General features: G+C 59.7%; 17 protein-coding genes. 3 read left to right on the forward strand and 14 right to left on the reverse strand.

Going from position 1 to position 20,432, the window contains the following annotated elements:
* Positions 1 to 272 precede the first annotated feature (272 nt).
* The 3 genes from DSL70_RS21270 to DSL70_RS21280 all read right to left on the reverse strand — a co-directional run bounded on the left by DSL70_RS21270 (position 273) and on the right by DSL70_RS21280 (position 5,710).
* Positions 273 to 1,811, reverse strand: coding sequence for a UxaA family hydrolase (locus DSL70_RS21270; protein WP_119309998.1), 1,539 nt, complete (start codon positions 1,809 to 1,811; stop codon positions 273 to 275).
* Positions 1,812 to 2,290: 479 nt separating this feature from the next.
* Entirely contained in the window at positions 2,291 to 4,270 is a 1,980-nt protein-coding gene (locus tag DSL70_RS21275) for a tetratricopeptide repeat-containing sulfotransferase family protein (protein ID WP_162916974.1), read from the reverse strand.
* Between the two features lie 258 nt (positions 4,271 to 4,528).
* Complete coding sequence (locus DSL70_RS21280; protein ID WP_119310000.1) at positions 4,529 to 5,710, reverse strand: aromatic amino acid transaminase; 1,182 nt, start codon at positions 5,708 to 5,710, stop codon at positions 4,529 to 4,531.
* A 297-nt stretch (positions 5,711 to 6,007) separates the two neighbouring features.
* On the opposite strand from DSL70_RS21280, the gene DSL70_RS21285 reads away from it, so the two are divergent.
* Genes DSL70_RS21285 through DSL70_RS21295 form a run of 3 tightly spaced genes read left to right on the forward strand, consistent with a single transcriptional unit; the run spans position 6,008 to position 8,787 of the window.
* Complete coding sequence (locus DSL70_RS21285; protein ID WP_119310001.1) at positions 6,008 to 7,105, forward strand: NAD(P)/FAD-dependent oxidoreductase; 1,098 nt, start codon at positions 6,008 to 6,010, stop codon at positions 7,103 to 7,105.
* A complete protein-coding gene (locus DSL70_RS22690) occupies positions 7,083 to 7,412 on the forward strand; it encodes a (2Fe-2S)-binding protein (RefSeq protein WP_280955370.1) in 330 nt (109 codons plus the stop codon). Before DSL70_RS21285 ends, DSL70_RS22690 begins: the two co-directional genes overlap by 23 nt.
* Complete coding sequence (locus DSL70_RS21295) at positions 7,405 to 8,787, forward strand: FAD/NAD(P)-dependent oxidoreductase (protein WP_119310003.1); 1,383 nt, start codon at positions 7,405 to 7,407, stop codon at positions 8,785 to 8,787. The genes DSL70_RS22690 and DSL70_RS21295 overlap by 8 nt, the downstream gene beginning before the upstream one ends.
* A gap of 22 nt (positions 8,788 to 8,809) precedes the next feature.
* Here the strand turns inward: DSL70_RS21295 and DSL70_RS21300 are convergent, their stop codons facing one another.
* The 11 genes from DSL70_RS21300 to DSL70_RS21350 form a co-directional block, all read right to left on the reverse strand.
* Entirely contained in the window at positions 8,810 to 9,421 is a 612-nt protein-coding gene (locus tag DSL70_RS21300; protein ID WP_119310004.1) for an ATP-binding cassette domain-containing protein, read from the reverse strand.
* Positions 9,415 to 10,158: an ATP-binding cassette domain-containing protein gene (locus DSL70_RS21305; protein ID WP_119310005.1), complete on the reverse strand. Its 744-nt coding sequence runs from the start codon at positions 10,156 to 10,158 to the stop codon at positions 9,415 to 9,417. Before DSL70_RS21305 ends, DSL70_RS21300 begins: the two co-directional genes overlap by 7 nt.
* Entirely contained in the window at positions 10,158 to 11,045 is an 888-nt protein-coding gene (locus DSL70_RS21310; RefSeq protein WP_205563504.1) for an ABC transporter permease, read from the reverse strand. Before DSL70_RS21310 ends, DSL70_RS21305 begins: the two co-directional genes overlap by 1 nt.
* The gene (locus DSL70_RS21315; protein ID WP_205563506.1) at positions 11,042 to 12,106 is read right to left on the reverse strand and encodes an ABC transporter permease; all 1,065 of its coding nucleotides are present in this window, start codon (positions 12,104 to 12,106) and stop codon (positions 11,042 to 11,044) included. Before DSL70_RS21315 ends, DSL70_RS21310 begins: the two co-directional genes overlap by 4 nt.
* On the reverse strand, positions 12,103 to 13,668 hold the full coding sequence (locus DSL70_RS21320) for an ABC transporter substrate-binding protein (protein ID WP_119310007.1): 1,566 nt from the start codon (positions 13,666 to 13,668) through the stop codon (positions 12,103 to 12,105). The genes DSL70_RS21315 and DSL70_RS21320 overlap by 4 nt, the downstream gene beginning before the upstream one ends.
* Before the next feature lie 130 nt (positions 13,669 to 13,798).
* Entirely contained in the window at positions 13,799 to 14,281 is a 483-nt protein-coding gene (gene nikR, locus DSL70_RS21325; protein WP_245418311.1) for a nickel-responsive transcriptional regulator NikR, read from the reverse strand.
* A 214-nt stretch (positions 14,282 to 14,495) separates the two neighbouring features.
* Positions 14,496 to 16,058, reverse strand: a complete 1,563-nt coding sequence (locus tag DSL70_RS21330) for a putative bifunctional diguanylate cyclase/phosphodiesterase (protein ID WP_119310008.1) — start codon at positions 16,056 to 16,058, stop codon at positions 14,496 to 14,498.
* Positions 16,059 to 16,266: 208 nt separating this feature from the next.
* Complete coding sequence (gene rbsK / locus DSL70_RS21335; RefSeq protein ID WP_119310009.1) at positions 16,267 to 17,196, reverse strand: ribokinase; 930 nt, start codon at positions 17,194 to 17,196, stop codon at positions 16,267 to 16,269.
* Positions 17,197 to 17,241: 45 nt separating this feature from the next.
* Complete coding sequence (locus tag DSL70_RS21340) at positions 17,242 to 18,324, reverse strand: aldose 1-epimerase family protein (RefSeq protein ID WP_119310010.1); 1,083 nt, start codon at positions 18,322 to 18,324, stop codon at positions 17,242 to 17,244.
* A 120-nt stretch (positions 18,325 to 18,444) separates the two neighbouring features.
* Positions 18,445 to 19,434, reverse strand: coding sequence for an ABC transporter permease (locus tag DSL70_RS21345; RefSeq protein WP_205563508.1), 990 nt, complete (start codon positions 19,432 to 19,434; stop codon positions 18,445 to 18,447).
* 11 nt (positions 19,435 to 19,445) lie between these two features.
* Positions 19,446 to 20,423 (reverse strand): ABC transporter permease, encoded by a 978-nt coding sequence (locus DSL70_RS21350; RefSeq protein ID WP_119310012.1) that lies wholly within the window; start codon positions 20,421 to 20,423, stop codon positions 19,446 to 19,448.
* Positions 20,424 to 20,432: the final 9 nt, after the last annotated feature.

Raw genomic sequence — 20,432 nt, forward strand, 5'->3', positions numbered from 1 at the left:
AGTCTTCGTTCATGCGGTCGATCTTCCAGTCCATGAAGGCCCTGAGGAAGTTGCCTTCACCAAACTGGATGATGCGCTCGGTCGGACGGGCCCGCCCGCCAAGATTGCTCTCATTAACGCGTTGCATAATCGCTATCCTTGTAAAACCTGTATTTGATAATCTTTCCGGAAGCCGGAAGGCGCGGCACTTGGAGCCCGCGTCGCATAATCCGGGTCTGATGGCGCGGAGATCACTCACCGCACCGACAGATCAGACCCAGCAAGCGCGATGATTACATCACCGCACCGATGTGCCATGGAATGAACTCGTTGTTGCCAAGCCCCAGCTCTTCCGACTTGGTCTTCTCGCCAGAGGCAACCTTCAGGATGAGCTCGAGGATTTCAGCACCCTTGTCTTCAAGGCTGACGCCTGCCGACAGGATGTCACCGCAGTTGATGTCCATGTCGTCCGGCATGTTTTCAAACAGCGTGTCGTTCGAAGCCACCTTGATGGTCGGAGCCGGCTTGGAGCCATAAGCAGAGCCGCGACCGGTGGTGAAGATAATCATGTGAGCACCGCCGGCAATCTGCCCGGTACCGCAAACCGGATCATAGCCCGGCGTGTCCATGAAGACGAAGCCATGCTCGGTCACCCGTTCTGCGTAGTCATAGACAGCCGTCAGAGGAGCCGAGCCGGACTTTGCGGTTGCGCCGAGGGACTTCTCCAGAATGGTCGTCAGACCACCGGCCTTGTTGCCCGGGCTGGGGTTGTTGTCGAGGCTGCCCTTGTGCATGGCCACATAGTCTTCCCACCAGCGGATCTGGGATACCAGCTTGTCGCCAACTTCCTTGCTGGCGGCACGACGCAGCAGCAGCTGTTCAGCCCCGTAGATCTCGGAGGTTTCCGACAGGATGGACGTCGCACCAAGCCCAACCAGCAGGTCGGAGGCAACGCCAAGCGCCGGGTTGGCGGTGATGCCGGAGAAACCGTCCGATGCACCGCACTGCAAGGCAATCTTCAGCTCGGAAGCCGGGATCGGCTCGCGTTGGGCCTTGTTGAGCTCGGGCAACAGTTCGCGCACCTTGGCCTTGATGGCGTCGATGGTCTTGCGGGTGCCGCCCTCTTCCTGAATGGTCATGCTATAGAAGCGGTCCATCAGACTCTGGCTCGGGTCATCATAATTCTCGCGCATCTTGGCGATCTGCATCACTTCGCAGCCAAGACCGATGAACACGGCAGCACCAACATTCGGGTGGGTGGCATGGCCCCAGAGCACCTTGTCGAGGATCTCGAATCCAAGGCCCTTGTTGTTCATGCCGCAACCGGAGGAATGGGTAAAGATGGCAACGCCGTCAACATTCTCGTAGGCATCGAAGGCGCCTTCGATTTCCAGCTCCTGGGCCGCGCGATGAACCACGGTCGATGAGCAGTTCACTGTCGAGCAAAGCCCGACATAGTTACGGGTACCAAAGGTGCCGTTGGCGCGCTTGTAGCCCATGAAAGTGCGGGCTTCCAGCTTCGGCACGGCAGCCAGAGCGGCTTCATAGTCGCAGCCGATCTCGTAGTTCTGGCCATGGTCGGAAAAGGCGCAGTTGTGCGAATGCACATGGTCACCAGCAGCGATGGGCTGCGTCGCACGTCCGATGATCTGACCGAACTTGATGATCGCCTCACCCTGCTCGTGCGCCTTGCGCGCAATCTTGTGGCCGGGCATGATGTTGGCTTCGAGAGCCACGCCAAGCTCTAGCGGGTCTTCACCCTTCTTTGCCCCGTGCGGCAGGATCGCTATCGTGTCGGTTGGGTTCAAAACGATCGGTGGACGTTTAGTCATTCTGTCCTTGCCCTTTCTCAAGTCCTTTATCCGGTGCTTCGCGCCGCGTTTCACCCAGCTTCAGAACAGGGGGCATGCATTCACCTGCAGCCGCAATGACGGCCATTCAGGACAACAGCTCACTCCCGCACTGAACAGGCAAGCGCATGGCACCCATCAGTCATCCTATGAATATGTACAGAAAACTCAATTTGTCAATATTATTGGCGATAAGTCACCGATATTTGCAAAATACATCCAATGTATTTAGCGCCAAATTCAACCTACCACCAAACCAGCATGTGCCACCGACAGCCCGGAGACGTTGCAAGATGAAAGGACCGAAAAGCCTTGCAGAGCCAACGCATGGGGCCAGCACCCAAAAGCCGGACACAATGCGACTCCGTCAGCCAGATCGGGAGAAGATAGCAATCATGGGAGGACTGAGGAAACCACCAAAAGGTTCGAGAGCTTTCAGGGAATGCGACTAATCTGCCCGATCAGCCATCCGTTCCAAGAGCATCGAAGACACCACCGAGAAACGGCTCGAACTTGCGCCATTCCTCGGAACTTCCCTTGTAGATCTCTTTCCGAACCTGCTGGTTGGATGCGGTTCGGGCAACCCGGCGGTTGAGATGCGGAGACAGGCAGGCACTTTCCCAATCCAACCCTACATACGCGACCAGAGCTCGCGTTGCCGCTTCAGGATCGATAGTCAGCGCCTCATAATCGAGATCGAGAATCCGCTCGCCAAAGCTCTCCTGCCAGAAGTCCATAAGGGCTTCATAGAGCTTGTAATAGCGGACAACCGTGTCAAGGCTGTAGCTGTAGCCAAGCGCATTGGAGAGGAAAAAGGTCTTGAAATTGGACCAGCAGGTGGCAGAAGCATTTCTCTTGACGTGGATGATTCTGGCTTCGGGAAGCGAAGCACAGATCAGGCCAATATGCAGGAAATTCTGCGGCATCTTGTCGGTTACATAGAGGTTGCCTTCGGCAAGTTTGGCAATGGCGTTGAGATATCCCTCTCTGAACGCGCGCAGAGCCTCTTCTGTCACAGGCTCCTTGCCCGCACTGATGCGACCACCAAGCTGACTTACCTCCAACAGCTCGTCGGCGCCGGTCACCAGTGAATGGCTGGAAAGGATCTGCTCCACCAGTGTCGTACCCGACCGCGGCATGCCAAGAATGAAAACGGGCGTAACACCGCTCGTCCCCGCGTCAGGCTGCAAGGCCATCTGACGCAAACCGGGCGCTGCCGCCCTGATGCCTGCAAACAGCGCCTCGTCCTGCTCGAACCTGTAGCCGAACAATTCCTGCCGCAAGGCCCCACCGGCGTCATAATGCTCCAGAGCCCCTTTGAAGTCGCCACAGTCCTCGCAGATCTTGGCCAATGCGTAATGGAGAAAGCAGCTGTCTTCATTTGAGCGCCCTTCGCCCTGCAACAGCCCCTCGATTACCGCGCCCTGGGGATCATTCGGGGCATATTTGAAAATCCGGCTAAGATCCCGGTGCACTTTGGCAAAATCGGGCTTGATCGCAAGGGCCTTCCTGAAGGCAGCCCGCGCCTCGTCCAGCCGGCCGCAGGTTTCATGGATAATGCCCAGATTGCTGTAGGCCATCGCATAGTCGGGATTGATGGCAAGGGCTTTCTGACAAGCGCTAACCGCCGCTTCAAACTCGCCATTCTCGAACAGAACATTGCCAAGATTGTTATGCGCCACAAAGAAATCCGGCCTCAGTGCAATGGCCTTTTGAAAGGCCTTGATGGACCCGGCAAAGTCCTGCTGCTCGCACAGGATGGTGCCGATATCATTATGGGCTTCGGGAAGGTCGGGCCGAACGGACAATGCCTTTTCAAGGACGCCAAGGGCCTCGCTGTATTTGCCCTGATCCTGCAACGCCCGCCCCAGATTATAAAGGCTTTCGGCAAAATCCGGCTTCAGGGAGATGGCCCGCCTGTAGGACTCCTCGGCTTCCTTCACCCGGCCCATCTGCCTCAAGGCATTCCCCATGTTGTTGTGGGCCTGCGCCAGATCCGGCTTCAGAGCCAGAGCCGCTTCATAGGACTGGATGGCAGCGTCCAGCCGCCCCGTTGCCTGCAGAACGATACCATTGTTGAGATGGGCCTCGATATAGTCCGGCTTCAGGGAAACAGCAGTGGCGAACGCCTTTTGCGCCTCCTCTGGCTTGCCGGAATTGAGCAGAACAATGCCAAGATTGTTGTAGCTGAACGGGTAGTCGGGATTGATCTGGTTGGTCTTGATGAACGCCTTCCTCGCCAGATCGAACCTGCCAAGCCGAAGGTAGGCAAGCCCTTGCAGGTTCCAGATAACAAAAGCATCCGGATGGCTTTTCAGTACCGCCTTGGCCTGCTCGGCAACGGCTTGGAATTGACCGCGCAGCAACTGCTGATGCAGCAGTTTTGCATTGTCTTCAACGGACATGGCGACGCCTCGATGCACTGATTTCTTCTTCGACATTCCACTCTGCCCAGCCCTTTGCACGCAAGGCATCCTACAGGGCCTTAAACCCTTTGCCCGGCTTTGAAAAATCCACACTTCCAGAGGAATGGTCCTGCCTTTGGCAGAGCGCTTCGGGACGCCCCCCCGAACCAACCGGTTGAAAGTGAAAGCTGAAATTTTCTAGGAAGAAAAGCGCCAAAAGTAAAGGCCGCAATCCTTGCTGGCTTGCGACCCTTCGAATGGGGTTTGCGATGTGATGCAGCCGTTTTCCGGTTCTCAGACCGCCTTGAGCACGTCTTCGGCGACAAGCGCCTTGATGATCGGCTGAACATCGCGTGGCTGCATGCCTGCCAGATTCATCCGACCGGAATCGGCAAAGTAGATGCCATAGGCTTCCCGGATGCGCTTGGCCGTCTGCTGCGTCATGTTGAGGGTGGAGAACAGACCTCCCTGTTGCCTGATGAAGCCGAGATCAGGGTGAGCATCGGCAAGCGCGGCGCGGTTGCCATTCACGCGGGCGCACATTTCCTCAAGCTCGGCCTTCCAGATGGCCGTCAGTTCCTCACTCTGCAGCACCGTCCGCACGACAGCGGCACCATGATCCGGCGGCATGCCCCAGCTGGGCGCAGCACAGGCCCCCGCCGTGCTGCCCGCGGCCTTGAGATCGCGCGGATTGCGGCTCATCAGGAACAGGACCCCGACACGATCACGGTAGAGGCCGAAGTTCTTGTCGCAGGAATAGGAAATGATCGCCTCATCGACCGCCCCAAGAACCAGCCGCAGGGCCTGGGCGTCCTTCTCAAGCCCACCGCCCAGCCCCTGATAGGCTAGATCAAGAAACGGCACCAGCTTGCGCCGAACCAGCAGGTCTGTGATCTCCTGCCACTGCTCGGTGGAGAAATCCTGTCCGGTCGGGTTGTGGCAGCAGCCGTGCAGCAGGACAACATCACCTTCGCTAGCAGCGTTGAGGGCCTTGAGCACGTTGTCGAACAGGATTTTCTGTTCAACCAGATCAAAGAATGGATACTCGACGATCTGCTGGCTGGAAGCCTCGAAAAACAGGTTGTGGCTTGGCCAGCCCGGTGTTCCGGTCCAGATCCGCGCCTCAGGGCTGGCGGTGGCAATCACATCGGCACCGAGCCTGATGGCGCCGCATCCGCCTGGGGTCTGCAGACCCACCGTGCAATCGATGAGATCGCTTCCCTCCCCGAAAATGATCGGCTTGAGCAGATTGACGAACGCAAGATCGCCTTCCCGGCCGATGTAGCTCTTGCTGTCCTGATGTTCCTGCAGATATTTCTCGGCAGCCTTGACTGCCCGCATGACAGGCGTCTTGCCCGTCGCATCGCGATAAAGGCCAACACCCAGATCGATCTTGTTGGGGCGCGGATCTGCCTGAAAGGCGATGAGAAGACCCAGCAGACCGACCTGCGGCTGCTCCTGCAATTTGTCAAACATGCTTTACCTCTTGGTGATTTTCTTTTTGTGGTATGTCACTTTCCACGAAAACGACCACAAGGCAAAGACTTCTTGCAGCACAGTCAACAAGCCAGTGAACGCAGCACCCATCCGAAGGTGCCTGCGCGTCCACTATCCTGAGCAATTTTTGTGCAGCACCCCGTCGACGCCACAATATACGGCATCCATCCTTGACAAGGCTCCGGAATAGGATATGCAGACACTCAGCCTGTCAGACGAGATCACATCGCCGGACAACGGCAGCTCTCCCTCTTTCTTCAGACGAACAAAGACAAAATGGACACGAATTTCACGATCATCGGCGGCGGTGTGGTTGGTATGTCACTGGCATGGGGCCTGCTCAAGCATGGCCACGAGGTGACGATACTGGATGGTGACGACGGATCCTACCGGGCCAGCAGGGGCAATTTCGGCCTTGTGTGGGTTCAGGGCAAGGGGGCCAAGGCCCCCCACTATGCCAGATGGACCCGCTTGTCCGCCTCGCTGTTTGCCGACTTCGTTGAGGAACTGACCGAGACGACAGGCATCCCGCTCGGCTTGCAGCAGAATGGCGGCTTCGATTACCATTTCTCCGAGGAAAGCCTTGCCCGCACCCTTGCTACCTATGAGAAGCTGAAACAGGACCTTGGCGCCGATTATCCCTTCGAGGTGCTGCGCGGCGACGCCCTGCGCAAGGAAGAGCCGACCGTTGGGCCAGAAGTTCAGGCGGCGATCCTGCATCACGAAGACGGCCATCTCAATCCGCTGAAACTCCTTCATGCCCTGCATAAGGACGTCCAGCGCATGGGCGGCACCTACCTGCCCAACCATCAGGTGGTGACCGTCAGCAAGACCGATCATTTCACCCTGACCTGCGCCAACGGCGAAACCTTCCACTCCGAACGGGTCATCCTGTCTGCCGGACTGGGTGCGTTGGCTCTCGGCCCCTCTATGGGCTTCGTCACCCCGCTGGAGCCGGAGAGAGGTCAGGTGCTGATCACCGAGAAGCTGCCGCCGATGCTCAACCGCCCTTCGGTGACCGCTCGACAGGTCGATGAAGGCGGCATCCAGATCGGTGCCACCAACGAGCGGGTCGGCTTCCAGAACAACACGACCACCCGCGGCCTCGCCTCTCTGGCCGCCGAGGCAATTCGGACCCACCCCTTCCTTGCCAAAACCAAACTGGTCAGAAGCTGGGGCGCCCTCCGGATCATGTCGAGAGACGGCCTGCCCATCTATCAGCAAAGCCCGACCATGCCGGGCGCCTATCTGGTGACCTGCCACAGCGGCATCACCCTTGCTGCCGTCCATGGCAAACGGCTGCCTGGCTGGTTCGACCAGAAAGACGATGCACCAAATTTGGAGAAGTTCAGTGAAGACCGCTTCAGGCTTTAACACCATTGGCGAGGCCGCAGAACAGGCGGCCCTCGTTCCCGTGCAGTTTGACAGCAAGGACTACATGCTGCCCGAAGGGGCCAATCTCGCAGCCAGCTTGCTGGCAGCCGGGGTCTCCGTCTTCCGCAACACCCCCGCCTCCGGTGCACCGCGCGGCCCCTTCTGCATGATGGGCGTCTGCTACGACTGTCTCGTTGAGATCGACGGCGTCACCCGTCAGGCCTGCCAGACACAGGTTTCCGCCAACATGCAGGTCAGCAAACCGGCGATACCCGCAGCCGCACTCCGGGAGGACGATCATGCGTGAGACAGACCTTGCCATCATCGGCGCCGGGCCAGCCGGCATGGCGGCCGCCAGCGAGGCGGCCAATGCGGGCATTGCCACCATCCTCATCGACGAGCAGCCGACCGTCGGCGGCCAGATCTATCGCGATGTCCAGCGCGTGGCCCCGTTGCGAGGCGCGATGCTCGGGCAGGACTATCTCGATGGCCTGCCGCTGGCAAGGGCCGTTGCCAATCCGCTCATCAGCCATATCGCCGGAGCGGTAGTCTGGCAGGTGGAAACGGATGGCACCATCACCTATTCCATTGATGACCAGTCGCACCAGGTCAAGGCAAGCCGCATCCTGATCGCCACTGGCGCCATCGAACGCCCGATGCCCCTGCCGGGCTGGACCCTGCCCGGGGTGATGACTGTCGGGGCGGGACAGATCCTGCTCAAGCAATCCGGGCTCATCCCCAACAGGGCGGTGCTCGTCGGCTGTGGTCCGCTGCTCTATGTGCTGGCCAGCCAGATGCTGAAAGCCAACACCCCGCCGCTGGCGATCATCGAAACCCAGACTACAGGCGACCTGATGGCTGCCATGAAGCATGTCGGCGGTGCCCTGCGCGGCTGGCGCTATCTGCTCAAGGGCAGCAAGCTACTCGCGGCTCTGAAGCTCGGCGGTGTCAAGCGCTACACCGGCGCACGCAACATCAGCATCGAGGGCGAAGAGGCCGTCACCGGCGTCAGTTTTGATACCGGCGGCAAACGCCAGATAATCGCCTGCGACACAGCTCTGTTGCATCACGGCGTCGTGCCGAACGTCCAGATCAGTCGCGCTCTGCAGCTGGACCATGACTGGAATGGCCAACAGGCCTGTTTCAGCCCGAAACTCGACCTGTGGGGCAAGAGCTCCGAGGCAGGCATCTTCATCGCCGGTGATGGCGCAGGCATCGGCGGCGCCAAGGCTGCCGCCCTCTGCGGCAGGCTCTCGGCCCTCAAGATCGCCAACGAGCTGGGCAAACTTACCGATGCCGAGCTTGCAGCCAAAGCAGCCCCGATAAACGCAGAGCTATCGAGCGAATGCGCTGCCCGCCCCTTCCTTGACCGGGCCTATCCGCCGTTCCGCGAGGCCCTGTCGCCACGCGATGAGACCATCGTCTGCCGCTGCGAGGAAGTGACTGCAGGCGACATCCGCAAGGCCGCTGCCCTTGGCTGTCAGGGTCCGAACCAGCTCAAGGCCTTCCTGCGGGCAGGCATGGGCCCCTGTCAGGGACGTGGCTGCGGCCTCACCGTTTCGGCCCTCTTTGCCGAGGAAACCGGAAAACCGATCGCGGAGGTTGGCTACTTCAAGATCAGATCTCCGCTCAAGCCCATCACGCTGGGCGAACTGGCATCCCTTGAAAAGGATGCCGACTGAACCTGACCTGCGGGACGGCGGGTCAGCCTTCCAGCCTTCCGCCACTCAGGGTGAACTCCTGCGTGCAAACAGCCGAGCGCAGCCGGTCCTCGTGACTGATGACGATAAGGGCGATATCGCGCTCGGCAACCAGCGGCAACAGCGCTGACCAGATCTGCCGTGCGGCCAGCGCATCCAATTGTGCAGTGATCTCGTCGCAGATGAGAACCCGGGTCGTCGGCAGCAACAGTCGGGCAAGGGAAACCCGCGCCAGCTCGCCACCAGACAGCTCACGGCTGCGCCGCCTCCCCCAAGCGGGCTGGATGCCAAGCGCAGCCAGAACCGCACCATCCACGCCCCCGCCATTGTCCAGAACCTCGGCAATCGTCCAGCGCGGATCAACCGCCAGCTCCGGCGACTGCGGCGCAAGCTGCACCGGCGACGCGCCTTGGTAATCGCTCAGTGGTTTGCCATCCCAGCGAACCGTCCCGGCATGAGGGGCAATCAGACCGGCCAGAATGCGCCCGAGCGTCGTCTTGCCAACGCCGGACGGCCCGGCAATGCCAACCCGGTCCTCCGGTTTCACGGTGAGAGCAACATGGTCGAGCACGGGTGTTGCGCCAAATCCGTACACCAGCCCTTCAGCACTCAGCATGCCTCCTCCTCCGATGCGAAATGTTCCCAAGTCTGAGCCTGCCAGAGCGCCCGGGAGAAGGGATGAACCAACCGATCTTCAGCAAAGGCGGCGGCATCGGCCACCTCCACCTGCCTGCCCTCTTCTAGGATCACCATGCGGCACGCCACTCTGGCCAACCGCACCAGATCGTGGCTGATCACCAGAACGGCACGGCCACTTACGGCAAGATCGGCCAGCAGCGCCATGATCCGGTCGGCGCTGGCACCATCAAGCCCGACCGTCGGTTCGTCAGCGATGAGATAGTCCGCACCGGTCGCCAGCGCCGTTGCCACCAGCACGCGCTTGGCCATCCCGCCGGAGAGTTCATGCGGCCAGAGCTTGACGGTGGAGGGCGGAAGGCCGAGATCGGCAAACAACTGCGGCACATCGCAGGACACACGGGCAAGCCGGGCAAAGCGGGCCACCTGTCGACCGGAAGGCGCGAGCGGATCGAGCGCGTCCCGCCCTTGGGGGGCCAGCGCGATTGCCCCTTTTTGCGGCGCCGAACCATTCAGGGAAACCGCTCCCGACACTTCCGCGTTGCGTGGCAGAGTGCCGATCAGCGCTTCGGCAATGAGGCTTTTTCCCGCCCCGGAACCACCCACCAGCCCGACCAGCTCCCCGCGCCCGAGCGTGAAGGAGACGTCCTCGATGGGCACCAGCCGAGAGCCATCATGCTGGCGAAAGCGGACCGTCAGCTTGTTGACCTTGAGCATCAGGCCACTCCCTCATCCGGATCGGTCGCCCGACGCAGGGATTCACCGAAAACCTCGAAAGACAACGCAACCAGCAGCAGTCCCAGACCGGGGAAGAAGGCAAGCCACCACAGCCCGGATCCGAGCGCCCGCAGGGATTCCGACAGGATCACCCCGATTGATGGCAGATGCGGCGGCACACCCAGCCCGAGGAACGACAGCCCGGCCTCGTGCAAGATCGCATGAGGAAAGATCAACACAAACCCGGCGACAATCTGCGGAATGAGATGGGGCAGCAAATGGCGCCGTGCCACCCACAAGGGAGACCGTCCAAGCCCGCGGGAGACGGCAACATAGTCCGACGCCATCACCCTTTGCGCTTCGTGGCGCAACACCCGGGCAAGGCGCGGCCAATGGGTCAGCCCGACCGCAAGGATCACCCCGCGCACGCCGCCTCCGGCAGCATAGGCCACCAGCATCAGCAGCACAAAATGAGGAAGGCCCAGAAACAGCTCGGTCGCCACCCCGACGATGCGGTCAGCCACCCGGTTGACGCTGGCAACAAGACCCAGCATCACCGACAACGCAGTCGACACCACCGCCGCGAACAGCCCGATCCCCACCGATTGGCCAAGCGCCAGCGTGGTACGCAGCAACATGTCCCGTCCAAGCAGATCGGTGCCGAACAGATGCTCCAGCGAAGGCGCAAGCATACGGGTTGCCGGGTTCACGCGCAGCGTATCGGCAGGGATGAAGGCCGCAACGATCAACACCCCAAGCACCAGCGTCAGGGCAACAGCACCACTCAGCATGGCTCGCCGCCGCACCGACAGGCGCGACCGCCGGACGGGTTCGGAGGGGAAGGACGGCTCTTCAGCCAGAGCAACGTCCTGCGCCAGATCGGTCATGGCTGCCCTCCGGTCATGTTTGCTGACCCGCTCTCATGCGAGAGCCCCCAACGCCGCCGCCGGGCCTCGCCCAGTGGCCTGTTGCGCAACCGTGGATCCAGCAGGTGAGCGGCCAGATCGGCCAAAAGGTTACCGATGAAAACCATCGCCAGCGTTGCAAGGGCAACGCCCATCAGCAGCGGTGCATCGCCGCCTTTGGCGGCGCGAACGGTTGCCTCGCCCAGCCCGGGCCATGAAAAAATGCTTTCTGCCAGCACCGACCCGCCGATCAGTTCACCGGCACCGGCCAGATGCACTGTCAGCGCCGGACCAAGAGCGTGGCGCAAACCCGGCCCGAGCAGCAGCGGCAAATCCCGCGCCCCATGGGCCTTGAGATGCCGCGCGGCCGCCCCTTCCAGAAAGCCCCCGGCCCGCGCCCGTGTATGCATGATCAGCGGCGCGATGCCGACAATCGACACCGTTGCCGCTGGCAGGATGAGATGCCGCAGCCGCTCGCCCCACGTTACCTCGCCAAGGGTAAGGCCGGGAGGCGCGGAACAGCAGGCTGGCAACCAGCCAAGGGAGACCGCAAACAGGGCAATGAAGAGCAACGCCAGCCAGAAACCCGGACTGACCGCAAGGGTGATGGCAAAGGCCCGGATGATCCGGTCTGGCCAGCGCCCCTTGTAGGCTGCGGCAATAAGCCCCAGCGAAGTACCCACGACAAAGGCCAGCATAAAGGCGGCCCCGATCAGCGAAAGGGAGGCAGGCCAGCGTGCCATGATCACTTCGCTCACCGACGCGTTGAACAGCATGCTGTCGCCCAGATCGCCACGGAGCAGATGCCCCAGCCAGCGCAGAAACTGCTCGGGAATGGGATCATTGAGCCCCCAGGCCGTTGCAATCGCCTGCCGTTGCTCGGGTCCGACAAGAGCCACGCGCGCACCCACATAGGCCTGCACAGGATCAACCGGCGCGATCCGGATGAGCGTGAACAGCCCCACCATCGCCAATGGCACCAGCCACAGCAGGCGCTGCATCCTCTCAAGAAAAAACCGGATCAGCCAGCTCGACCATTTCATTGGCAGGTCCATTTCCAGGAGGCCAACCCCTGTGTGATGGGATAGCCATGGCCATGCGGCTCGATCTGCAACGGGCCGATGTCGAGGCAGTCACTGATCCAGTAGGAATGGGCGATATTGACCATCCACGCCCATGCCGCATCCCCCTTTGCCCCGAAGCCGGTGGTGCCATCCCACTGGGCGGCCTTCCACTCCTGCAAGGAGGAGGTAAAATCAGCGGAGCCTTGCGCCGCATCGAGATGGGCATCGACAACCGGATTGCGATAGAAGCCGGGGTTATACCAGTCAACCCCGGCAAAAGAGCCGTGATAGAGGGCATAGATCTCGGACGGATCATGCGCACCCCAGCCAAAGACAACAGCGCTGGAGTGCATTTGTCGGGCAAGAGCATCCCAGCTGGCACCGACCGGTTCGGCAATGATCCCAAGCGCCCGCAGCTGTTCGGCAAAGCCGAGCGCCAGTGCCTGCCGCAGGGAATCAGACGAGGGATAGACCAGCGGGAACCGCGCTTCCACTCCGTTCTTCTCACGCACCCCGTCGCCGTCTTCATCCTGCCAGCCAGCAGCTTCCAGCGTCGCCCTTGCGGCAGCAACATCATGCCCCGCCACATGGGCATCGGGATTGTCCCAAGGCAACCCGTCGACCGGACCATAGGCCGGCGTGCCGTGGCCATTGAGCGCCAGCGCCACCAGCGCCTCCCGATCCAGCCCCTGATTGATGGCAACTCGGATGGCCCGGTCTGCCGTCACGTCATTGCCGATCGGGGCACCGGTGTCCGTTGTGCCGCCTGCGGGCTCTGTAGGGAACATCACGCCACGATTGTCAACGGTCTGGACATGGGTCACATGCATGCCAGCGGGCACCATGTCCGCATCGGTCGGCGGCACGGCAACCAGTTGCGCCGCGCCCGACCGTGCCAGATTGAGCGCCACGGCCTCGTCCCCGAAGATGAAAGTCACGCGCGGGAAGGGAATGGTGCCACCGTGCCAATAAGGGTTCGGCTCGACAATCAGCTGCTCGCCTTCCCGCCATTCCACCAGCTTGAACGGCCCAGCGCCCATCGGGTGGCGGGAATAGTTAGCGCCATAATGGTCCTTGGGAACGATCCCCAGGGCCACAAGATGCGAGGTGAAGGTGATCTGCGGCTTCTTGAGTTCCAGTTCAACCTTGTAGGGTCCGACAGCCCGCGCTTCCTTGAGGATGGTCATGTCGGTGAGGCCACCTGCATCGCGGGCAGTGTTGAAGGTGAAAGCGACATCTTCAGCCGTCAACTGCGATCCATCGGAGAATTTTGCGTCCTGGCGCAAGGAAATGGTCCAGGTCAGGCGATCCTCGGACAGGGTCCAGCTTGTCGCCAGATCCCCGACCATCTCGAGATTGGCATCAAGCTTGAGCAGGGTTGCCTGAAACAGCGGATTGCCATAGCGCCCCCAGCCCATGATCGGATCAAATCCGGCCTCTGGCTCGCCCCCGACCGCCAACACCAGCGGCGGCGCAGCAACCACCGGGGAAACACACAAAAGGGTGGCAAGGCTTGAGGCAAGCAGCAGGGAACGCAGCATCTCGGACTCCGAAGTATGATTTTTCAATGAAAATATCATACTTGTATTGTACACAAAAGTCTGAAACGGCCAGTAGCGGCAGAAAACCGCCAAACCGCTAAAAACCGGAGTCTGATTGTGGAGAAATGCCCTAAAAGCTCTCTCTGACCTTCAGATGCACGTGGTCCTTGGCACTTTCATTGGCGTGGGAATGGCTCTGGATATTCTTCTCGACCGGCGCCAGCGAGGTCGACCCGTGCTTGATTCCCCGCTCCAGAAACAGCGTCTGGGCGTAGTCATTGACCTGCTCGACCGTTGCCAGCAGCACCGAGACATCAAAGCTCTGGTCATGGTCTATGGGAATGCTGGTGGAGAAGAGAACCTGCTCATGACGATCCTGCCGACCAGCCCTGATTTTCTTTTCAAGGCCGATGATGGTCTGGTCGACGGTGCAGGAGACGACACCGATGCAGGATGCTGACGGCTTTTCGGCAGGCATGCTGTTGAGCCCGCGGCGCACCAGATCGCGAATGGCCTCTGACCGGTTCGATGCCCCGGAGCGGGCGATATAGCTATCGAGCGCTTCAGTCAGTTCAGCATCCAGCGTGATGGTCGTTCTGGTCATCTGGTTCATCGGATCTCCCCTTGTGCCGACATCAAGCCACAGCACCGTCAACAGCGGTGATGGCGCATACCACGGCGATACTAGGCAAGAGGCCGCCCGCATGCCACCAAATTGTTGCGGCAAAAGACGTTTGCACCAGACAATACGGACACAGGCAAGGCCAGCACCGCCCGCGCCGGGAAAAGTGCAGTGTCATGGCATGGCAAGCAGACTTTCCTGAGCTCTAGCCGACGTTCTTGACATGCTGGGTCGAGTGGGACTGGAGCAGCCGGAGCGTTTCATCACTATTCGCAGGTGTTCCCAGATAGAAGCCCTGGCCGCGGTTGCACCCCAACTCCTTCAGCTTGTCGAGCTGGGCACTGGTTTCCACGCCTTCTGCCGTCATCTCCATCCCCAGCGATGACCCAAGCGCCAGCATGCTTTTGACAATCGTCATCCGCTTGTCATCGCGCTGGAAGCTGTCGATAAAGCTGCGATCAATCTTGATCTTGTTGAACTCAAGCTGCGACAGCTGCGAAAGGTTCGAGTAGCCGGTGCCAAAATCATCAAGCGAAATCCGGATGCCGAGCTGATGCATCTGCTGGATGGTCCCGGTTGCCGTATCCAGCTCATTGATCAGCGCAGATTCCGTAATCTCCAGCTCTAGACGTCTGGCCGGAAAGTCAACTTCGTTGAGCAGCTTGAGGATCCGCAGGCCAAGCTGCGGGTCGGCCAGTTGCAGCGGTGAGATGTTGAAGGACAGGGCAACATGATCCGGCCATTTCTTGGCATCGAGACAGGCAGTCCGCAGCAAATGGTCGGACAGCTCCGTAATCAGGCCAACTTCCTCGGCAACCGCGATGAACTCCAGTGGCGACACAAATCCGTGCCCCTTTCTGTACCACCGGGCAAGAGCCTCAAAGCCACTGATCTCCCCGGTATCCAGATCGATCAGCGGTTGGTAATAAGGTTTGATTTCTTTGGCAGAGATCGCTCTGACGAGATCCTTTTCCAGCTTCGCTCGTGCGATGTTGGTGATCAACATGCCCGGCTCATAGTGAACGACCTGAACGGTACGCGACCGCTTTGCGTGATACATTGCCAGATCGGCGAAATGAATGGCATCGGTCAGATTGTCTGCATCCTCATTGAGAAGACACAGACCGACACTCACTCCAACAAACTGCATGGACCCGTCAACATTGATCGGACGTGTGAGCACCTTGGCAATACCAGACGCAAACTCTACCGGGTCGGTATGCTTGGGAAAATCGACAAAGGCAAGAAACTCGTCACCACCAAGGCGGAACGCCAGTTTCACCCCGTCAGCCGACTGGATCCGCCGGGAAATCTGCTTGAGAATGGCATCGCCTGCCTTGTGGCCAAGAAGGTCATTGGCCTTCTTGAAACCGTTGAGGTCGAAGGCGAGGACGCCGAACCGATCGTGTTTCTCGATAAAGTCATCACAGGGTTTTGAATCGAGCACCTTCTGCAGAAAGCGCCTATTGGGCAAACGCGTCAAACTGTCGTGTTTGGATAGCCACTCAAGATCGTCCTCCGCCTGAATGCGGCGCTCGATCTCCCGGCGCTGCTTCTCCTGATAGCGGTAGGCAAAAAAGCCGGATGCGACCCCGAAGCAGAGGATGCCCCAGACAATCTCATCGACCTCATACTCCTCGTGTGCCCGGGAAAACTGGTGAAACCACTCGAAAATATCCAGCTGAGATCCGGCAATCCAGAAGCTCCCCGCTGCAGCAAGCACCAGGGCAACTTCAGCATATCTCTTGATAAACTCTTTCACAGACATGGCGATGCCTGCCCCCCTCGTATCCAAAAGCAGAACCCCACTATGGCATAATTACGTAGTCATTGAGTTAACGGCACTAACAATCAGAAAACGGGCCCGGGAGCGATCAAGCCTGCCAAACAAAAAGCCAGTATCCGACACCCGGTTTCCGCCTATCGGAGGATCAGGGAGCAGACACTGGCTCAGTCGAAGTTGCTTGTGGCTTCCTCTATTCTTTCAAGGTGGCGCAGAAGGCCTCGAATTCCTTGCCCGTGGCATAGGACTTCTGCGTTCCCGGACGCGTGATGGAATCGGCGGCATAGCGAACAGCCATCGACAGCGCCCCATCAAGATCCTTGTCCCTGGTGTAGAAATGGGCAAAGCAGCCGATAAAGGCGTCGCCAGCCCCGGTCGTATCCTTCGGTGTCACCAAGATCGGGGCAAAATGCTTGCGGCCCTCACTGGTGACCAGTAGAGCTCCCTTCGAGCCCAGCGTCACGATGACCGTCTTGATCCCCTTGGCCATCAGACTGCGGGCAGCCGCCTCGGCGCTGTCCTCATCGAAGACCTTCATGCCGGTGAGAAGCTCCAGTTCGCTTTCATTGGGCACCAGATAGGTCACGTCAGTGATGCGCGAGGCATCAAGGCCGGGTTGCGCCGGAGCAGGGTTCAGCAAGGTGGGAATGCCGTGTTTGGCGCCGAAGGCGATGGTGTGATAGATCGTCTCCAACGGCACTTCCAGCTGCATGACGATGAGATCACACTGTTTGAGGTCTTCCGCCGCCTTGTCCACCTCATCGGGGGTCAAATACTCGTTGGCCCCCTTGACGATCAGGATGCTGTTCTCGCCGGATTCCTCGACAAAGATCGGCGCCACACCGGAAGACGTGCCCGGAACGCGGATCACATGGCGCGTATCGACGCCAAGCTTTTCCAGATTGTTGATGGTGTTGTCGGCAAAGATGTCATCGCCAACCCGCGTGACCATCATCACGTCAGCCCCAAGCTTGGCCGCAGCCACCGCCTGATTGGCCCCCTTGCCGCCGCAACCGAGACTGAAGGACGGCGCCTCCAGCGTTTCCCCGGGCCCGGGCATGCGGGTTACATAGGTGATCAGATCGACCATATTACTGCCAACGACAGCGACTTTTCCTGACATGGTTCTCTTCCCTTGACTAGCTTCTGTTTGCCACCCGATGCCGGATCAAAGCGCCCGAATATGCGCTTCTGCCGCCTCGGCCTCCTTGGCTGTTACATACCCCAACCGAACCCTGAAGCGCGCGGCCTCTCCGGTTGCCAACTGCCGGACATGACCCTTGGCCTTCTCGGCCAGATAGCCTTCCGGCTCGCAGGTCGATGGCAGGGCAAAGGCGGCCACCTGCTGATCTGCATTGACCAGTATCCAGCGCACCGTCTGGGGGAAATCATCCCGGTTATAGGCAATATGGAATCCATCCCCTTCGCGGCGACGCATCATCGACGCCGTATTGCCATCCCCGTCCGCACCAACGCCGCGGATATAGAGCACCTGTTCGGGATTGTAGCGATCCGGCTCGTCAAGCACTTCCAGACCGGATGGGTCCCTGGCCAGATCATCAATGAAGGAGAGATACGCCGGGGTGGTCTGCACATGACCGGGCACGGCGGTGCGCACGACAGTCCTGTCAGGCGTGAAGGGTGCAGGCTGAATGATCTTTGCCCCTTCGCAATAGGCGAAATTGACGTGACACATATACATGAGGTCCATCGGGGCACCGCCGACATTCGTCACATCCATGCACATGTCGAACAGGCTCTTGCCCGGACGCAAGACCACCTTCGGATGTGCGATATAGTGATCGCCAAACCCCATCACATATTCCGCCGTCCCGGTGACCGCCATGTAGGGCCCTTCGGCATCTTCGCCAAATTCCAGACCGGCACAGTCAAGCGCGGCCACCGGCATTTCACCGTGCAGCGCGTGGGAATCCTGAGGCGACGGGCAGCCGTTGCGCAACAGGCCCGAGTGGAAGGCAAAGCAGCCATAGGTGCCCGCAATGTCGTGAGCCGGGCGTGGCATCGAGAACATGTTCTTCATCGTGAGGTCGACGCCGTCGAATACCGCGTCCCAGATCATCTGGCCATAGAAGGGCAGAATGACCAGATGGCCTCTGGCGTTGCTGATACGCAGACCTTCGATGCCGCTGTCATAGCGGAAGGTGGATGCGGTCATTTCATCGCAGCTGGCTACCGTCTGCTCATGGGCGGCAAAGTCGACTTTGCGAAGGGTGATCCTTACCGGGTTCATGGTATTTTCCTCCGTCCTGTCCGAAGCCGAGCGGCAAGCGCTGCAAGGTGCCTCGGTCCATTTGTTTGACATGAGGCCGCCGCAGCCACTGAAGCCTGCGACGGTCGTTGGTGATCCCTTTTAGCGGGCGCGGTTCTTCCAGGCGTTGATCGCGATGACCAGCAGCAGGAACGCCCCCCAGATGAAGTCGATCAGATGATTGCTGAAGCGCAGGATCTGGAAGCCGCTGGAGAGCAGCATCAAGGCCACCACAGCAATCGACACACCGGCAACGGTGCCCTTGCCACCAGCCGGATTGGTACCACCGAGCACGGAAATCAGCACCGCCTGCAACAGGTAGGATGTGCCATAGTCCGACTTGGCCGCATTGGTACGCCCGGACAGGATGATCCCGGCCATGCTAGCCAGAACGCCGGACAGCATGTAGCTGTAGAGCACCATGCGCGACTTCTTGAGACCTGCAAAGATCGCAGCCCGCGGGTTGGACCCGATCAGCATCAGATTGACGCCAAGCGTCGTTCTCGTCAGCAGGAAGGCAATGCCTCCCGCCACCAGCAGGAACAGCAGGAACGGCACGGCGATGCCGAACAGCTTGCCATTGCCCAGAAAGGCCCAGGCATCCGGGAAGCCGACGATGGCCGGACCGCCGGTCAGCACCAGACACAGCCCGATGAACACCTGCCCGGTTCCAAGCGTCGCCAGGATGGGAATGATGTTGAGCTTGGTGATCAGAAAGCCGTTGATCGTCCCTGCGATCAATCCCACACCGAGCGACAGGCAGACGCCCAGAAGCACCATCGGCACACCCTGTTCCATACCCAGCTCGCGGTTGAGATAATGGAACATCACACCGGAGAGAATGCCCGACAGGTTGGCAATCCCGACAACCGACAGATCGATCCCGCCGGTCAGCATGGCGATCATCATGGCGATGGAAAGCAGACCCAGTTCGGGGAACAGGTAGGTGATGGATTCAAAGTTGTAATAGCGCAGGAACTTGTCCGGGCTGAGAGCCGTCATGATGATGAAGATCAGAACGGTCATCATGATCAATTGCAGGATATTATTGTCGCGATTGACCATGTTGCGAAAATCGAGGGAGAATTTCATGCTCTGTTTCCTCATGCATTCCGTTTGCGATCACGCCATGCGGTCATGGCTGTCGCAATAACGATCACGATACCGACCACAACACGCTGCCAGGTCGTTTCCACTTTCATGATGATCAGGCTGTTCTTGACCATGACCAGCATGAACACACCGAGCATTGTGCCGAGCACCGATCCGCGCCCGCCGAAGATACTCGCCCCGCCCAGCACGACAGCAGCAATCACATCAAGCTCGAGGCCGACAAAATCACGCGGGTTGGCCAGCCAGATCATGCCGCTGTGCAGCAGTCCGCCGAAGCCAGCCAGCATGCCGGCAAAGCAATAGATGAAGAAGATCGTCTTGCGGACGTCGAACCCGACACGCTTGGCCGCTTCCTCATCGCCACCAAGAGCGAATACACTGCGTCCGATCATCGTGTAGCGCAGCACCAGATGCACAAGGATCGCCAGCCCCACATAGATGAGCACCATGGCAGTGAGGCCGAAGTGGGTGCCGTCCGCCTTGTCCATCGAGATGACTTCAGTCTTGGCAAAATCGATCAGCGCATCGGGCATCTTGTTGATGTTGATCATGCTGGTGCCGACGATGCCGAGCAGGAAGCCGCGCACCATGCTGCCCGTACCCAGGGTCACGATCAGTGGGATCATGCGGAACTTGTAGACAAAGAAGGCGTTGAGACAGCCAAACAGCATGCCCATGATGGTGGCAGCAATGAAGGGCACGATCACCCCGTCATAGCCGAAATAGATCATCCCCTTGACGGTGAGATACATCGCAGCCACGGCGAAGGCCGGGAAGGACACGTCGATCCCGCCCGAGATCATGACAATCAGCACTCCCAGTGCCATGATGCCGATGATGACATTGCTGCGCAGCAGGGAGAAGATATTGTCCAACTGCCAGAAGGCAGGGTTGATCAGGCCGATCACGACCATGGCAAGCAAAAGGATGGCCGCAATGACAAATTCAGATCTTTTGAAGAGTTTCATGGCCTTGTC

Source organism: Cohaesibacter haloalkalitolerans (genome assembly GCF_003574655.1).
Lineage (GTDB): Bacteria > Pseudomonadota > Alphaproteobacteria > Rhizobiales > Cohaesibacteraceae > Cohaesibacter > Cohaesibacter haloalkalitolerans.

Coding starts and splice junctions, on each gene's coding strand:
- DSL70_RS21270 (WP_119309998.1), bottom strand. CDS start 1,811: ATGACTAAACGTCCACCGATCGTTTTGAACCCAACCGACACGATAGCG.
- DSL70_RS21275 (WP_162916974.1), bottom strand. CDS start 4,270: ATGTCGAAGAAGAAATCAGTGCATCGAGGCGTCGCCATGTCCGTTGAA.
- DSL70_RS21280 (WP_119310000.1), bottom strand. CDS start 5,710: ATGTTTGACAAATTGCAGGAGCAGCCGCAGGTCGGTCTGCTGGGTCTT.
- DSL70_RS21285 (WP_119310001.1), top strand. CDS start 6,008: ATGGACACGAATTTCACGATCATCGGCGGCGGTGTGGTTGGTATGTCA.
- DSL70_RS21295 (WP_119310003.1), top strand. CDS start 7,405: ATGCGTGAGACAGACCTTGCCATCATCGGCGCCGGGCCAGCCGGCATG.
- DSL70_RS21300 (WP_119310004.1), bottom strand. CDS start 9,421: ATGCTGAGTGCTGAAGGGCTGGTGTACGGATTTGGCGCAACACCCGTG.
- DSL70_RS21305 (WP_119310005.1), bottom strand. CDS start 10,158: ATGCTCAAGGTCAACAAGCTGACGGTCCGCTTTCGCCAGCATGATGGC.
- DSL70_RS21310 (WP_205563504.1), bottom strand. CDS start 11,045: ATGACCGATCTGGCGCAGGACGTTGCTCTGGCTGAAGAGCCGTCCTTC.
- DSL70_RS21315 (WP_205563506.1), bottom strand. CDS start 12,106: ATGAAATGGTCGAGCTGGCTGATCCGGTTTTTTCTTGAGAGGATGCAG.
- DSL70_RS21320 (WP_119310007.1), bottom strand. CDS start 13,668: ATGCTGCGTTCCCTGCTGCTTGCCTCAAGCCTTGCCACCCTTTTGTGT.
- nikR (WP_245418311.1), bottom strand. CDS start 14,281: ATGAACCAGATGACCAGAACGACCATCACGCTGGATGCTGAACTGACT.
- DSL70_RS21330 (WP_119310008.1), bottom strand. CDS start 16,058: ATGTCTGTGAAAGAGTTTATCAAGAGATATGCTGAAGTTGCCCTGGTG.
- rbsK (WP_119310009.1), bottom strand. CDS start 17,196: ATGTCAGGAAAAGTCGCTGTCGTTGGCAGTAATATGGTCGATCTGATC.
- DSL70_RS21340 (WP_119310010.1), bottom strand. CDS start 18,324: ATGAACCCGGTAAGGATCACCCTTCGCAAAGTCGACTTTGCCGCCCAT.
- DSL70_RS21345 (WP_205563508.1), bottom strand. CDS start 19,434: ATGAAATTCTCCCTCGATTTTCGCAACATGGTCAATCGCGACAATAAT.
- DSL70_RS21350 (WP_119310012.1), bottom strand. CDS start 20,423: ATGAAACTCTTCAAAAGATCTGAATTTGTCATTGCGGCCATCCTTTTG.